Origin of the sequence: Delftia tsuruhatensis NBRC 16741 (genome assembly GCF_001571325.1) — a bacterium.
Classification (GTDB): domain Bacteria; phylum Pseudomonadota; class Gammaproteobacteria; order Burkholderiales; family Burkholderiaceae_C; genus Comamonas; species Comamonas tsuruhatensis.
Window position 1 is genome coordinate 19,309 of sequence record NZ_BCTO01000025.1, and the last position, 12,649, is coordinate 31,957.

The 12,649-nt window shown below is 67.7% G+C and carries 11 protein-coding genes; 5 read left to right on the top strand and 6 right to left on the bottom strand.

The features are described from left to right. Window positions 1-103 precede the first annotated feature (103 nt). The 3 genes from DTS01S_RS13505 to DTS01S_RS13515 all read left to right on the top strand — a co-directional run bounded on the left by DTS01S_RS13505 (window position 104) and on the right by DTS01S_RS13515 (window position 2,502). Window positions 104-1,108 carry a diacylglycerol/lipid kinase family protein gene (locus DTS01S_RS13505; protein WP_016446965.1) on the top strand — a complete coding sequence of 335 codons (1,005 nt, stop codon included), beginning with the start codon at window positions 104-106 and terminating at the stop codon, window positions 1,106-1,108. Window positions 1,109-1,135: 27 nt separating this feature from the next. Continuing rightward, window positions 1,136-1,945 carry a metallophosphoesterase family protein gene (locus DTS01S_RS13510; RefSeq protein ID WP_016446966.1) on the top strand — a complete coding sequence of 270 codons (810 nt, stop codon included), beginning with the start codon at window positions 1,136-1,138 and terminating at the stop codon, window positions 1,943-1,945. Window positions 1,946-2,130: 185 nt separating this feature from the next. Further along, window positions 2,131-2,502, top strand: a complete 372-nt coding sequence (locus DTS01S_RS13515) for a response regulator (protein ID WP_016446967.1) — start codon at window positions 2,131-2,133, stop codon at window positions 2,500-2,502. A 45-nt stretch (window positions 2,503-2,547) separates the two neighbouring features. Here DTS01S_RS13515 and DTS01S_RS13520 read toward each other — a convergent pair whose 3' ends face one another. The 4 genes from DTS01S_RS13520 to DTS01S_RS13535 form a co-directional block, all read right to left on the bottom strand. Next, window positions 2,548-3,678, bottom strand: a complete 1,131-nt coding sequence (locus tag DTS01S_RS13520; protein WP_016446968.1) for a hybrid sensor histidine kinase/response regulator — start codon at window positions 3,676-3,678, stop codon at window positions 2,548-2,550. A gap of 48 nt (window positions 3,679-3,726) precedes the next feature. After that, complete coding sequence (locus DTS01S_RS13525) at window positions 3,727-4,341, bottom strand: chemotaxis protein CheB (RefSeq protein WP_061287862.1); 615 nt, start codon at window positions 4,339-4,341, stop codon at window positions 3,727-3,729. Continuing rightward, a complete protein-coding gene (locus tag DTS01S_RS13530) occupies window positions 4,341-5,171 on the bottom strand; it encodes a CheR family methyltransferase (protein WP_016446970.1) in 831 nt (276 codons plus the stop codon). The genes DTS01S_RS13525 and DTS01S_RS13530 overlap by 1 nt, the downstream gene beginning before the upstream one ends. A 108-nt stretch (window positions 5,172-5,279) precedes the next feature. After that, window positions 5,280-8,783, bottom strand: a complete 3,504-nt coding sequence (locus tag DTS01S_RS13535; protein WP_034367184.1) for a response regulator — start codon at window positions 8,781-8,783, stop codon at window positions 5,280-5,282. A gap of 207 nt (window positions 8,784-8,990) precedes the next feature. Here DTS01S_RS13535 and DTS01S_RS13540 point away from each other — a divergent pair, with 207 nt between their 5' ends. Beyond that, window positions 8,991-9,380, top strand: coding sequence for a hypothetical protein (locus DTS01S_RS13540; RefSeq protein WP_061287863.1), 390 nt, complete (start codon window positions 8,991-8,993; stop codon window positions 9,378-9,380). A 107-nt stretch (window positions 9,381-9,487) separates the two neighbouring features. Then, a complete protein-coding gene (locus tag DTS01S_RS13545) occupies window positions 9,488-9,895 on the top strand; it encodes a hypothetical protein (RefSeq protein ID WP_034367181.1) in 408 nt (135 codons plus the stop codon). A gap of 11 nt (window positions 9,896-9,906) precedes the next feature. On the opposite strand, the gene DTS01S_RS13550 is transcribed toward DTS01S_RS13545, so the two are convergent. Next, a complete protein-coding gene (locus tag DTS01S_RS13550; protein WP_061287864.1) occupies window positions 9,907-11,661 on the bottom strand; it encodes a methyl-accepting chemotaxis protein in 1,755 nt (584 codons plus the stop codon). Between the two features lie 39 nt (window positions 11,662-11,700). Next, window positions 11,701-12,534: a flagellar filament capping protein FliD gene (fliD, locus tag DTS01S_RS13555; RefSeq protein ID WP_034367174.1), complete on the bottom strand. Its 834-nt coding sequence runs from the start codon at window positions 12,532-12,534 to the stop codon at window positions 11,701-11,703. Window positions 12,535-12,649: the final 115 nt, after the last annotated feature.

Genomic DNA, 12,649 nt, shown 5'->3' on the forward strand with positions numbered 1-12,649 from the left:
GCAGACTATCGGCTTTGGCTGACGCGCACCGCTTGCATGATCCGGTGCACCGGCAGGTGCCATCCACGGAACAATCGGCGCCTGTTCCAGCCCGCTTCCTTCCATGACGCCCTCATCTTGCGACAACCAGCCGCCCAGGCTTGATCCCGCCGGCCCCATCCACCTGATCGTGCCGCTGCGCCCCGGCGCCGACCTGGAGCAGCTGCGCGCCCGCCTGACCGGCGTGCCGGCGCTGCAGCAGCGCAGCGTGCATTGGCATGTGCCGGGCGCAAGGGCCGACATCGTGCAGTTGGCCGCCAGCGCCGTGGACAGTGCCCGCAGGGACGGCGGCCTGGTCGTGGCCGCCGGCGGTGACGGCACCATCAATGCCGTGGCCTCGGCCGCCTGGTCGCGTGGCGTGCCCATGGGCGTGGTGCCGCTGGGCACCTTCAACTACTTCGCCCGCGAGCAGGCGCTGTCACTGGAGCCGGCCCAGGCCGTGCAGGACATTCTCCAGGCGTTGCAGGCCGGCCAGATGCGGGCCGTGAACGTGGGCCTGGTCAACGAACGGCTTTTCCTGGTGAACGCCAGCCTGGGCCTGTACCCCCGCCTGCTCGACGAACGCGAACGCGCGTCCACCCGCTTCGGCCGCACCCGGCTGGTGGCCATTGCCGCCTCCATCTGGAGCATCCTGCGCGGCGGCAGCGTGCGCCGCTGGCGCGTGGCCCTGCGCCCCGACCGGGATGCGCCGTTGCAGCAGCAGGAGCACCTGGCCACCACCCTGTTCGTCGGCAACAACCCGCTGCAGCTGGAGCGCGTGGGGATTGACGAGGCCCGCGCCGTGGCCGATGGCCGGCATCTGGCCGCCGTGCTGCTGCTGCCCCAGGCCAGCGAGGCCCCGGCGCGCGTGGTCTGGAATGCGGTGATGGGACGGCTGGCCCAGGACGATGCCGTCGCCAGCCTGGCCTGTACCGAGCTGGTGGCGGAGCCTGCAGGACGGCGTCCTCGCCGCATGAAGGTGGCCTTCGATGGCGAACGCGAATGGATGGCACCGCCCATCCGCTTTCGCCTGGGCGAGAAGCCGCTGTGGCTGGTGGTGCCTGCCCCGGCAGAGCCCGCCTCCTCCTGACCGCCGAATGAGGAACAAGGAGCGCCCATGGCCTTGCTCATGCATTTGTCGGACCTGCATTTCGGCGCCCACGATCAGGCCGTGTGCGCCGCCGTGGCCAGACTGGCGGCCCGGCTGCCGGTAACGCTGCTGGTGGTCTCCGGCGACCTGACCCAGCGCGCCACGGCCGCGCAATTTGCCCAGGCGCGGGAGTTTCTCGACAGCCTTTCCGTGCCCCGGCGACTGGTGGTGCCCGGCAACCACGACCTGCCGCTGCTCGCCTGGTGGGAACGGCTGGGTGGCCACGCCCACGACCGCTATGTGCGCTGGATCGATTCCGAACTGCAGCCCTGGTGCGCCGTGCCAGGCTTTTGCGTGATCGGCGTGGACACCACACGCTGGTGGCGCCACCAGCGCGGCAGCCTGTCGGCCGGGCAGATCCTGCACGTGGCGCAGCGCCTGGAGCAGGCCAGCCCCGCCGACTGGCGCATCGTCGTCAGCCACCACCCGCTGGCTGCGGCCCACGAAGAGGACCGCAGCCACCGTCCTCACCGCGCCGCGCAGGCCCTGGCCCGCTGGCGCGATGCCGGAGCGCAACTGGTGCTCTCGGGCCATGGGCATGACCCCGGCCTGGTCCAGCCCCTGCCCGGGCTGTGGGCAGCGCAGGCGGGCACCGCGGTCTCGGTGCGGCTGCGCGCCCATGCGCCCAACAGCCTGTTCACCCTGGAGCATCGGGATGGCGCCACAGGCCAGGACTGGCGCCGGCAGCTCACGCGCTGGGACTATTCGCGGCAGGCCGGTGAATTCCTGCCCGTGCAAAGGCATGTGCTGGATCCCCTGCCCACTGCCCAGACTTGAGATCGCACAGGCCGTTCGTGGGACTTGCCTTTGTATTGCACAATCCATCGCCTGGCGCGCACAGAAGGCAACCGTCGACCAAGTTTGCATGCTGTCCTACGTGATGGAGGGCGGCGGGTGTGGATGATCAGCCCTCGTCCATGCTGCCTTTTTGATAGCAGCATGACGCACTGCAACAAAGAGATATGCGAATCCTGTACGTTGAAGACAATGCCGACCTGCGAGAAACCATTGGCCTGCTGATGGAGAGCGAATCCCGTTTCGTGACCAGTTGCGCCACTGCCGAGCAGGCCCTGGAACTGGATGCGGGCCAGCCTTTCGACGTGGTGGTCTCCGATGTCAGTCTGCCGGGCCTGTCCGGCACCGATCTGGCGCGGCAGCTGCTGCAGGCCGATGCGCAGCGCTGGATCATCCTGTGCTCCGGCTACGATCTGGGGCCCTACCCGGCCGCCTGGGGTCCCCAGGTGCGGACCTTGCTCAAGCCCTTCGAGATCGAGGACCTGGAAACGCTGCTGGACTCCATACAGGAAGCGCTGCACACCAGGCCCGTCCACTGAGCCCATTTTCCCGAGACCGGCCTGCCGGTCCATCGGCTCCCGCCGTCACAGCACGGCCTTGGAGCCTCCCGCTGCCATCTCGCGCGGCAACTCCACCCTGAAGCTGGTCACGCCATCGGCGGAGTGCACATCGATGCGCCCGTTGTGCGAACGCACGATCTGGTGCGCGATGAAAAGCCCCAGGCCCAGGCCCTGGTGCTGGCCCGGCTTGCGCTCTCCTCCGCGAAACGGGTTGAACAGGGTGGGCATCAGCTCCGCAGGAATGGTGCCGCCGTTGCGCACCGTGATGACCACGCAATGGTCCTGCCTGCCATCGGCCGTCACCTGCACAGGCTGCGCCGGATCGCCATGGTGCATGGCGTTGCCCACCAGATTGGTGAGCACCTGGCACAGGCGTTCGCCATCCCAGGTGCCATCGAGATTGCCCAGCATCTCGCTGTCCAGGCGCCGCTGCGGAAAACCCGTCTCCACTTCCTGCAGCGTGCGCTGCAGCAGCGCTTGCAAGCTGGTAGGCCGCGGTGACAGCGGCAGGCCTTCCGCCTGGCGGATGCGGGTGACGTCCAGCAGGTCCTCGATCATGCGCGACATGCGCTGGCTGCTGCTGAGCATGCGCTCGGCCATGCTGGCCACCTTGCCCGTATCGGGCTGGCGCGTGAGCAACGTGGCGGCGGCCTTGATGGATTGCAGCGGCGTGCGCAGGTCGTGGCTGAGCACGGCCATGAACATCTCGTTGATGCGCAGCGCCTCGGTGCGTTCCTGCAACTGATGGGCCAGTGCCTGCTTGCGCTGGTGCAGCTCGAAGAACACATTGGCCTTGGTGGTCAGCATGTGGGGATCGATGGGCTTGTACAGGAAGTCCACGGCGCCGCTCTCATAGCCACGGAACTGCCAGTTGTGCTCGCGCGAGCCGGCCGTCATGAAGATGAGCGGGATATGGCGCGTGCGCTCGCTGCCGCGGATCAGCTCGGCCAGCTCGAAACCGTTCATCTCGGGCATCTGCACATCCAGCAGGGCCAGGGCCACGTCGCTGTGGTTGAGCAGCAGCTCCAGCGCCTCGGGGCCGGACTGGGCCTTGAGGAATTCGATGCCGTCGCGTTGCAGCAGCGCCTCGATGGCGATCAGGTTCTCGGCGATGTCATCGACGATCAAGCATTTGACGCGATCTGTATGGGGCATGGATTCTCTCTCGGTATTTAGTCTTGTGGGGGCGTGCCGGCTGGACATTCAAAGCCTTCCCTGGCGGTGCAGCGATGCAATGAGGGAGGCAATGCCTTCGGGCGCCAGCGCCTGGGCCTGCGGCACGCGGGCCAGCGCCGCCAGCGGCATGGTGGGCATGCGGGCGCCGTCGGGCGCCTGCACCACGGCCAGGCCACCGGCGGCGTGCACGCTGGCCATGCCCTGCGCGCCGTCGTCATTGGCGCCGGACAGCAGCACCGCAAGCAGCCGCTCGCCATAGCAATCCGCAGCGGACTCGAACAGCACGTCGATGGAGGGCCGCGAAAAATGCCAGGGCGCATCCAGCGACAGCGCCAGCCGGGGGCCGCTGTCCACCAGCAGGTGATAGTCGGCCGGGGCGAAGTACAGGCACCCAGGCTCGATCCATTGCTGGTCCTGCACCTCGCGCACCGGCACGGCGCAGCGCGGGCCGAAGAGCTGGGCCAGCAGGCTGCGGCGATCGCGCGGCAGGTGCAGCACCACCAGCACCGAGGCGCGCAGGCTGGCCGGCAGCGCGGGCAGCACCACCGATAGCGCATCGAGCGCGCCGGCCGAGCCGCCGATCACGATGGCCTCGTAGGCTGTGGCGGCGTCGGAGGCGGGTGTGTTCGTGATCACGGGCATCACAGCCCGGCCTTCTTGCGGTAGATGCGGTCCTCGAGCACGAAGTCCTCGAAGGCCTCCGAATGCCCTGAAAACCGCAGCGACTCCTTGGAGCCCAGCCCCAGGAATCCGCGATGGCACAGCGCATCGCGGAACAGGCCCAGCGCCCGGTCCTGCAGCTCGCGCTCGAAATAGATCAGCACGTTGCGGCAGGACACCAGGTGCATTTCGGCGAACACGCTGTCGGTGGCCAGGCTGTGGTCGGAGAACACCATGTGCTCCCGCAGCCCCTTGTCGAAGACCACGCGGCCGTAGCGCGCCGTGTAGTAGTGCGACAGCGAGCTGTGCCCGCCCGAGCGCGCATGGTTGTCGGTGAAGGCCGCCACGCGCGACATGTCGAACACGCCCTGCTCGGCCGCGCGCAGCGCATGCGGATTGATGTCGGTGGCATAGATCAGGGTGCGGTCCAGCAGGCCCTCTTCCTCCAGCAGGATGGCCAGCGAATACACCTCCTCGCCCGCGCTGCAGCCGGCCACCCAGACCTTGAGCGAGGGATAGGTGCGCAGCAGCGGCACCACCTCGGTGCGCAGCGCCCGGAAATAGCTCGGGTCGCGGAACATGTCGCTGACCTGGACCGTGAGGTATTCCAGCAGCGCCGGGAACACGCTTGCATCGTGCAATACGCGGTCCTGCAGCTGCGACAGCGTCTGGCAGCCGAACTGCACCAGGGCCGTCTGCAGGCGCCGCTTGAGCGAGGCCTGGGCATAGCCCCGGAAGTCGTAGTGGTAGCGGTGGTAGATGGCGTCGATCAGCAGGCGCTGCTCGATGTCGGCGGTGCGGGCTTTTTTCATCGCCGGGCCGCCCCAAGATGAAAAGCGGCCCCCTTGGGGGGCAGCGGACCTTGCGCAGCAAGGGGAGCGTGGGGGCTATTTTTCAGCTGAGGCATCGCGTCCTCCTTGCTACTTGGGCATCCACACCCGCACCAGCGACAGCAGCTTTTCCACGTCCAGCGGTTTGGCGATGTAGTCGTTGGCACCGGCGGCCAGGCATTTCTCCTGGTCGTCCTTCATGGCCTTGGCGGTCAGGGCGATGATGGGCAGGCGGCGCCATTGCGGCCGGTTGCGGATCTCGCGCATGGCGGTGTAGCCATCCATCTCGGGCATCATGATGTCCATCAGCACCAGGTCGATACCGGCCTGCGCCGCGCCGCGAGACTCCAGCGCCTCCAGCGCCTCGCGCCCGTTGCGCGCGATCTCCACGCGGATGCCCGTGGGCTCCAGGATGCTGGACAGCGCAAACACGTTGCGCACATCGTCTTCCACCACCAGCACCGTGCGCCCTTCCAGCGCAGACTCGCGGCTGCGCGCGACCTGCAGCATCTGGCGGTGCTCGGCCGACAGCTCCGACTCCACCTGGTGCAGGAACAGCGTGACCTCGTCGAGCAGGCGCTCGGGCGAGCGCGCGTCCTTGATGATGATGGACTTGGAAAAGCGCCGCAGCTGCTGCTCTTCATCGCGCGACAGCGCCCGGCCCGTGTAGACGATGACAGGCGGGAAGGAAACATCGTCCTGGTCCGTCATGCGCTGCAGCAGCTCGTAGCCGCTGATGTCAGGCAGGTTCAGGTCCATCACCATGCAGTCGAATGTGGAGCCGCGCAGATGATCCAGCGCGGCGGCCGCCGTGCCCGCGCAGACGATGTCCACATCGCTGCGGCTGAGCAGGTGGCGCACGCTCTCGCGCTGGCGCTCGTCATCCTCCACCACCAGCACGCGGCGCAGGTCCTGGGTGAACTTGGCCTCCAGCCGCTGCAGGGCGTGGACCAGTTCCTCGCGCTTGACGGGCTTGAGCGCGTAGCCGACGGCACCCCGCCCCATGGCTTCCTGCGAATAGTCCGCGACCGAGACCACGTGCACGGGAATGTGGCGCGTGGCCGGGTTGCGCTTGAGCTGGTCCAGCACGCCCAGGCCCGAGAAATCGGGCAGGTTGATATCGAGCACGATGGCGTTGGGCTGATTGTCGGCCGCCATGGACAGGCCGTCGGACGCCGTATTGGCCACGTCGCACTCGAAATCCATCTCGCGTGCCAGCTCCGACAGGATGTCCGCGAAGCGCAGGTCATCCTCGATCACGAGGATGCGGCGCCCGCTCTGACCCCTCTTGCGCAGGGCGTCCGTTGCCGCCGACGCGGCAGGTGCCATGGCAGGCGACATGGGCGGCGCGAACGCAGGTGCGGCGGGCGCAACGTTGGCCGTTGCGAGCACGGGCACGGACGACGCTGCCAAGGCCTCTCGCAGCCCCTGCGGCTGAGGCTGCGGTGCGGCAGTCGTGGCCGTGGCCGGGCCGGACTCGGCCGACTCCAGGCTCACGGGCACGGTCAGTGTGAAAACGCTGCCCTGGCCAGGCGTGCTGGAGACGGTCAGCGTGCCGCCCAGCAGCCCCGCCAGATCACGCGATATCGACAGGCCCAGGCCCGTGCCGCCGAACTTGCGGTGCGTGCTGCCATCGGCCTGGCGGAAGGCATCGAAGATGAATTGCTGCTGCTGCTCGGCAATGCCGATGCCGGTATCGCGCACCGCGAAAGACAGCATGCCCTGGGGCGCGCAGGACACCTGCAGGCCCACCGAGCCCTTGGCCGTGAACTTGAGCGCGTTGGACAACAGGTTCTTGAGCACCTGGGCCAGCCGCATGGGATCGGTCTGCATGGTGGCGGGCACGCCCGGGTCCACGGTCCAGGACAGCTCCAGGCCCTTTTCGCGGGCAATCGGGCGCAGCGGCTCCATCAGCGTCTGCAGCGCAGTGGCAATGGTCACGGGCTCGGCGACCACGGTGACCTGGCCGGCCTCGATCTTGGACAGGTCCAGGATGTCGTTGATCAGCGCCAGCAGGTCGCTGCCTGCGGCGTGGATGGTCTGCGCGTACTTGATCTGCTCGGCCTGCAGATTGCCCGGCCTGTTGTCGGCCAGCAGCTTGGCCAGGATCAGGGTGGAGTTCAGCGGCGTGCGCAGTTCGTGGCTCATATTGGCCAGGAACTCGCTCTTGTACTGGCTGGCCAGCTCCAGCTCGCGGGCCTTGTCGGTCAGCGCGCCCTGGGCGCGCAGCAATTGCTCGCGCTGGTACTCCAGCTGCTGGGTCTGCTCTTCCAGGTGGGCATTGGTCTGCTCCAGCTCGGTCTGCTGGTGCTCCATCTGGGTCTGCGACTCCTGCAGGATGCGGCTTTGCTGCTCCAGCTCCTCGTTGCTCACGCGCAGCTCTTCCTGCTGGGCTTGCAGCTCTTCCGACTGGCGGCGCGTTTCCTCCAGCAAGGTCTCCAGGCGCGAACGGTCCAGGCCCGAGCGAATGGCCACGGCCAGCGATTCGGAGGCGCGCTCCAGCAGGCTGCGCTCGGCTTCGCCCACGGGGCGCAGAAAGCCCAGTTCGATCACGGCGAACACTTCGCCGTTTTCCATGGCGGGCACCAGCATCAGCTGCAAGGGGCTGGACTGGCCGGTGCCCGAGGAAATCTGCAAATGCTGGGCAGGCACATCGCTGACATGCAGCAGCTTGCGCGACGCGGCCGCCTGGCCCGCCAGCCCCTCGCCGGGCAGCAGCTTTTGCTGCAGTCGCTCGCGCGGCAGGGCATAGCCGCCGAACAGGCGCAACCCGCCATCGGCGCAGTCCACCACATAGCCGGCGCCCACATCGGCACGCAAATAGTTGGCCAGGTACTCCAGCGCCTTCTGGCCCAGGTCTTCCAGCCGGTGGTCTCCCTGCAACTGCTGCCCCAGGCCGGAAAGACCGGACGTCACCCACGACTGGCGCGCCTTGACGCGGTACTCGCGCACCGTCAGCGCGGCCGATGCCAGGATCAGGCCCAGCAGGATGAGGGAGCCGCCCCAGGAATAGTAGGTCGAGGTGGTGGATGCCTCCACCCACAGCTGGCGACGCTGGGCCAGCTCCCGTGTCTGGTGCGTGTAGAGGTCGTCGATCAGCTCGCGCAGCCGGTCCATGGCGTTCTTGCCCACGTCCAGGCGCACCAGGGCCATGGCGGCGTCCAGATCGCCGGACTTGCGCAGGTCTATGGTCTCCTGCAGCTCGCGCAGCTTCTGGGCCGATATCTCCTCGATCTGCGCCAGCAGCCGGTGCTGGTCGGAGTCATTGGAAGTGCGCGCCTTGAGCGCCTCCAGCTGCTGCATCAGCACATCGCGTGCCTGCTGGTAGGGCTGCAGGTAGGCCGGGTCGCCCGTGAGCAGAAAACCGCGCTGCCCGGTCTCAGCGTCCTTGAGCGAAGCATTGAGCTGGCTGAGCTGGCGCATGGCCAGTGTCGTGCGGTCCATGGCCACCACGGCCTGGCCTCGCGTCTCAGACGCCCTGAAATTGACGAAGGCAATGACCAGGGTGGCCAGTGCCGCCGCGCCAAAGCCGGCAACAAGTGTCCATGGAATGGCAAAGCGCTGGGTGCTCTGATTGCGGGAGGATCGTGGCATGCAGTGGAGTTTCTGGCAGGAAGGGACGGGGAAATCCGCCAAGGACTGTAAACGTTTTGCGCAGCCCTCGGCAGCACTGTGGCGCAGCTTGCGCTGGTTTCGGCGGCGCGCGACGCCCGCAGGCGCCATTGCAGCCGTTAACATGGCCCGATACTCTCCTTCCGGCACCCCGCTGCGGGCGTCGGCCCACTTTCCAGGACCCATTGCATGAAAACCTTTGCCATCACCGTCGCATCGCTGGCCGCTGCCGCTTCGCTGGTGTCCACCAGCGCCAGCGCTGCGGCTTCGATCTTCCTCAACGACACCGTCGCCGCGCGCATTCCCGCCAGGGACCTGCCCGATGCCAAGGCCGCCGTGGCCAAGGTGCTCAACGAGGCCGCCGACGGCTCCGTGACCGAATGGACCAGCGGCCCGAACCGAACCAACCAGCGCGTGACGTTGGCCTTGCAGCCGCAGCAGACCGTGCAGACCGGGACGGCCGGAAGCTGCCGCCTGCTGTCGGCCGATGTGCGCCTGAAAAAGACCTCGGAAAACTGGCGCTTCTGGTTCTGCAAGCAGTCCGACGGATCGTGGAAGGCCAGCGGCAGCCAGCCCTGAGCAAGGATTGCGGTGGTCGGCGACCGGGAATCCGGCATGGACCTACGCCACCAGACCTGGGCGCGTGGGAGCATGTCGGCCGGAAGATAGACCACCGGAGAACAACCATGCCCCATGAATTTGTGCATGCCACGACACTTGCCAGACGGCTGGCCCTGGGCGTCGCCGCAAGCTCTTTGCTGACGCTGGCCGCCTGCTCGGGCGAGACCTCGTCGCAGCGCGCGGGATTTCCCATGGCCGAAGTGCCGCGCTTCAACCAGCCGCCACCGGACAAGCCCCTGCTGGGCCAGCCCGTGATCACGGCCGAGCAGGTCATGCCCCATGCCAAGGGCGACCCGCATGAGCCGTTGCCGGCTGCCGCGCCGCTGCCCGCCCGGGCGTCTGAACCGGCAAGCGGGTCAGGTGCCACCAACAAGGAAGATGCAGGCGGCGTGAATCCGGCCGCCGGCCAGGCCGCCGCCATCACCGACGGCCAGGGAGAGGGCTCCAAGTACGAGCTGGGCGCCCCCAAGTAACCTGGCCGGGCTCAGAACGAGGTCCAGTCCCCATCGTCCTTGCCAGTGGCAGGCACGGACTGCCGGGAGGCCGGCAGCTTGGCGGCTGCAGGCTTGGCGGCGGGTGCGCCCGGGGACGCCGCAGGCGCGGCCAGCGGCCTGGCAGGAGCGCGCATCTGCGCTGCCGCAGGCTGTGCACGCCCGGCAGGGGCCGGGGCTGGGGCCACCGCCGGACGAGCGGACGCCACGCCCTCGATACGGAATACGCTCACTGCAGCGGCCAGCTGGTGCACCTGGGATTTGAGCGAGCCGGTTGCAGCGGCCGCCTCCTCGACCAGCGCCGCATTCTGCTGTGTCACCGTGTCCATCTGGGAAATCGCCTGGTGCACCTGGTTGATGCCGCTGCTCTGCTCCTGGCTGGCGGCGGTGATCTCGGCCACTAGGTCGCTGACCTGCTGCACGCTTTGCACGATGCCATCCATGGTGCGTCCGGCCTCGGCCACCTGGCGCGTGCCCGCCTCCACCTTGGAGACCGAGTCGGCAATCAGGTCCTTGATGTCCTTGGCCGCCGAGGCGCTGCGCTGCGCCAGCGCGCGCACCTCACCGGCCACCACGGCAAAGCCGCGGCCCTGCTCGCCGGCGCGCGCCGCTTCCACGGCGGCGTTCAGCGCCAGGATGTTGGTCTGGAAGGCAATGGAGTCGATCACGCCGATGATGTCGGCAATCTTGCGGCTGGACTCGCTGATGCCGCCCATGGTGTCCACCACGCCCGCCACCACCTTGCCGCCCTGCACGGCTGTCTGCGACGCCGAAGCGGCCAGCTGATTGGCCTGGCGCGCGTTCTCTGCGTTCTGCTTGACCGTGCTGGTCAGCTCCTCCATGGCAGCGGCCGTCTGCTCCAGCGAGCTGGCCTGCTGCTCGGTGCGCGAGGACAGGTCCTGGTTGCCCGCGTCGATCTCGCCCGAAGCCGTGGCAATGTTGTCGGCACCCGAGCGCACCTGCCCCACGACCTGGGCCAGGTTGTCGTTCATCTGGCGCAGCGCCTGCAGCAACTGGCCCGTTTCATCGCGCGAATCAACGGTGATGCGGCTGGTCAGGTCGTTGTTGGCCACGGTGCGCGCCACGCGCAGGGCCTCGGCCAGCGGCCTGGTGATGCCGCGCGTGATCCACCAGGCGGCCAGCGCGCCCAGCACGAAGGCCAGCGAGACCACCGTGATGATGGCAGCTCGACTGGCCGAGAAGCGCACCAGCACATCGGCGGCGGAGCTGTCGATGGCCGCGCGCTGCATGTCCAGCAGGCGCTGGACCATGTCGATATAGCGCTGCGTGGCGGGCTGGTATTGCTGGGTGAACAGGCGCTCGGCGTCTTCGGCGCGGCCCTCGGCCTTGGCCTTGGTCACCACGTCGCGGCCCGCCAGATAGCCGGCGCGCGCCTTCTTGATCTCGACCCAGATGTCCTTTTCCTCCTGGGTCTGCAGCAGCGGCTCGATGCGGTCCTGCAGCTTGCTGGACTGGCGCGAGGACTCGGCTGCGTCTTCGGCGAAGAAGGTGGCCAGCGAGGGATCGCTGCTCTTGGCAATGGCCGTTGTGCGGCGCGAACCCGAGTGGATGTTGCGGAACCAGTCGCTGATCATCCGCTCCTTGGCCAGGGCTACCTCGGTGATTTCCGTGGTCGAGCGGGCCATGTGCCCCATGCTGACGATGCTGGTGACACTGATGAGCAGCATGATCAGCAAAAGAATGGTGAAACCGCCTCCGAGACGAAGGCCTATGCGCAGATTTTTCATGATGGGGAAACAGGATGCGGGACGGAAACGCGGCGAAAACTAGTTCTTGAGGTAGGCGTCCAGCACCATGCGATTCCAGTTGGCCGAGCCGACCAGGGAATCGCCGAGCTTCTCGGCCGTCGCCACCACGGCGCTTTGCTGCTGCTGCAGCGCCTTGACCCGGTCGCCCAGGCTTGCCATGGACGAACTCAGGCGGCTGCCCGTGGACAGTGCATCGTTGGCGCTGTTTTCCACCGCCTTGCCAATGCCGGCCAGGGCCGAGGTCACGCCTGCGGGATCTGTGGCCATGGACTTTTCCAGGGCCTTGGCGTCCACCGCCAGCGTGCCGTCCTGGCGCTGGACGATGCCGATCCTGCCCAGGCTGGGCGAAGTCGCGCTGCCCGTGACACTCATGATGGCCGCACGCAGCTCGCGCAGCGCGCGGGTGGCCCCCACATCGGTGGTGGAGCCGGCGGCCGCGCTGGCATTGCCCTTGGCCGCGCTGGCGTTGTAGCGCGCCACCAGCTTTTCCAGCGCACCTTGGACCGACTGGGTGGTGCTGGTCGCCGTGAGGGCTGCCATCTCCTTGCCCGCCGTGGCCAGATCCACCAGGGACGACTTGAACTGCCCCAGCGCCGACAGCGAGGTCGAGCCCGCCTGGGCCTGGGCCGCAATGCGCTCGTGTGCCTTGGACAGCGAAGGCGCCAGCTTGCGGACTTTCTCCGCTTCGGTGGTCTCCGTCTGGGTGCTGTCCGTCTTCGTGGCGCCGGCCTGCGCATCGCTCTTCTTGATGGCCGAGTCCGAAGCCGTCTGCGCCGTGGTGCTGCTGTTGAGCCTGGACTGGGCTCGGGCCAACAGGCTTTGCACATTCAGGTTGTCGGTTCTGATGCTCATGTTCTCTTCCCTGTAAGTTTGCGGATGGTGCGGGCGCAGGGCCCGTCCACGGTTTGGCAGGGAGACTACCGGGACGCCGCCGCCGCAATGCAGGGATAAGCGGGCCGCTTACCCG

Bases quoted from the DNA above. Each gene is read 5' to 3' on its own strand.
- DTS01S_RS13515 (WP_016446967.1), top strand. From the start codon at position 2,131: ATGCGAATCCTGTACGTTGAAGACAATGCCGACCTGCGAGAAACCATT.
- fliD (WP_034367174.1), bottom strand. From the start codon at position 12,534: ATGAGCATCAGAACCGACAACCTGAATGTGCAAAGCCTGTTGGCCCGA.
- DTS01S_RS13505 (WP_016446965.1), top strand. From the start codon at position 104: ATGACGCCCTCATCTTGCGACAACCAGCCGCCCAGGCTTGATCCCGCC.
- DTS01S_RS13535 (WP_034367184.1), bottom strand. From the start codon at position 8,783: ATGCCACGATCCTCCCGCAATCAGAGCACCCAGCGCTTTGCCATTCCA.
- DTS01S_RS13550 (WP_061287864.1), bottom strand. From the start codon at position 11,661: ATGAAAAATCTGCGCATAGGCCTTCGTCTCGGAGGCGGTTTCACCATT.
- DTS01S_RS13510 (WP_016446966.1), top strand. From the start codon at position 1,136: ATGGCCTTGCTCATGCATTTGTCGGACCTGCATTTCGGCGCCCACGAT.
- DTS01S_RS13540 (WP_061287863.1), top strand. From the start codon at position 8,991: ATGAAAACCTTTGCCATCACCGTCGCATCGCTGGCCGCTGCCGCTTCG.
- DTS01S_RS13530 (WP_016446970.1), bottom strand. From the start codon at position 5,171: ATGAAAAAAGCCCGCACCGCCGACATCGAGCAGCGCCTGCTGATCGAC.
- DTS01S_RS13520 (WP_016446968.1), bottom strand. From the start codon at position 3,678: ATGCCCCATACAGATCGCGTCAAATGCTTGATCGTCGATGACATCGCC.
- DTS01S_RS13525 (WP_061287862.1), bottom strand. From the start codon at position 4,341: ATGCCCGTGATCACGAACACACCCGCCTCCGACGCCGCCACAGCCTAC.
- DTS01S_RS13545 (WP_034367181.1), top strand. From the start codon at position 9,488: ATGCCCCATGAATTTGTGCATGCCACGACACTTGCCAGACGGCTGGCC.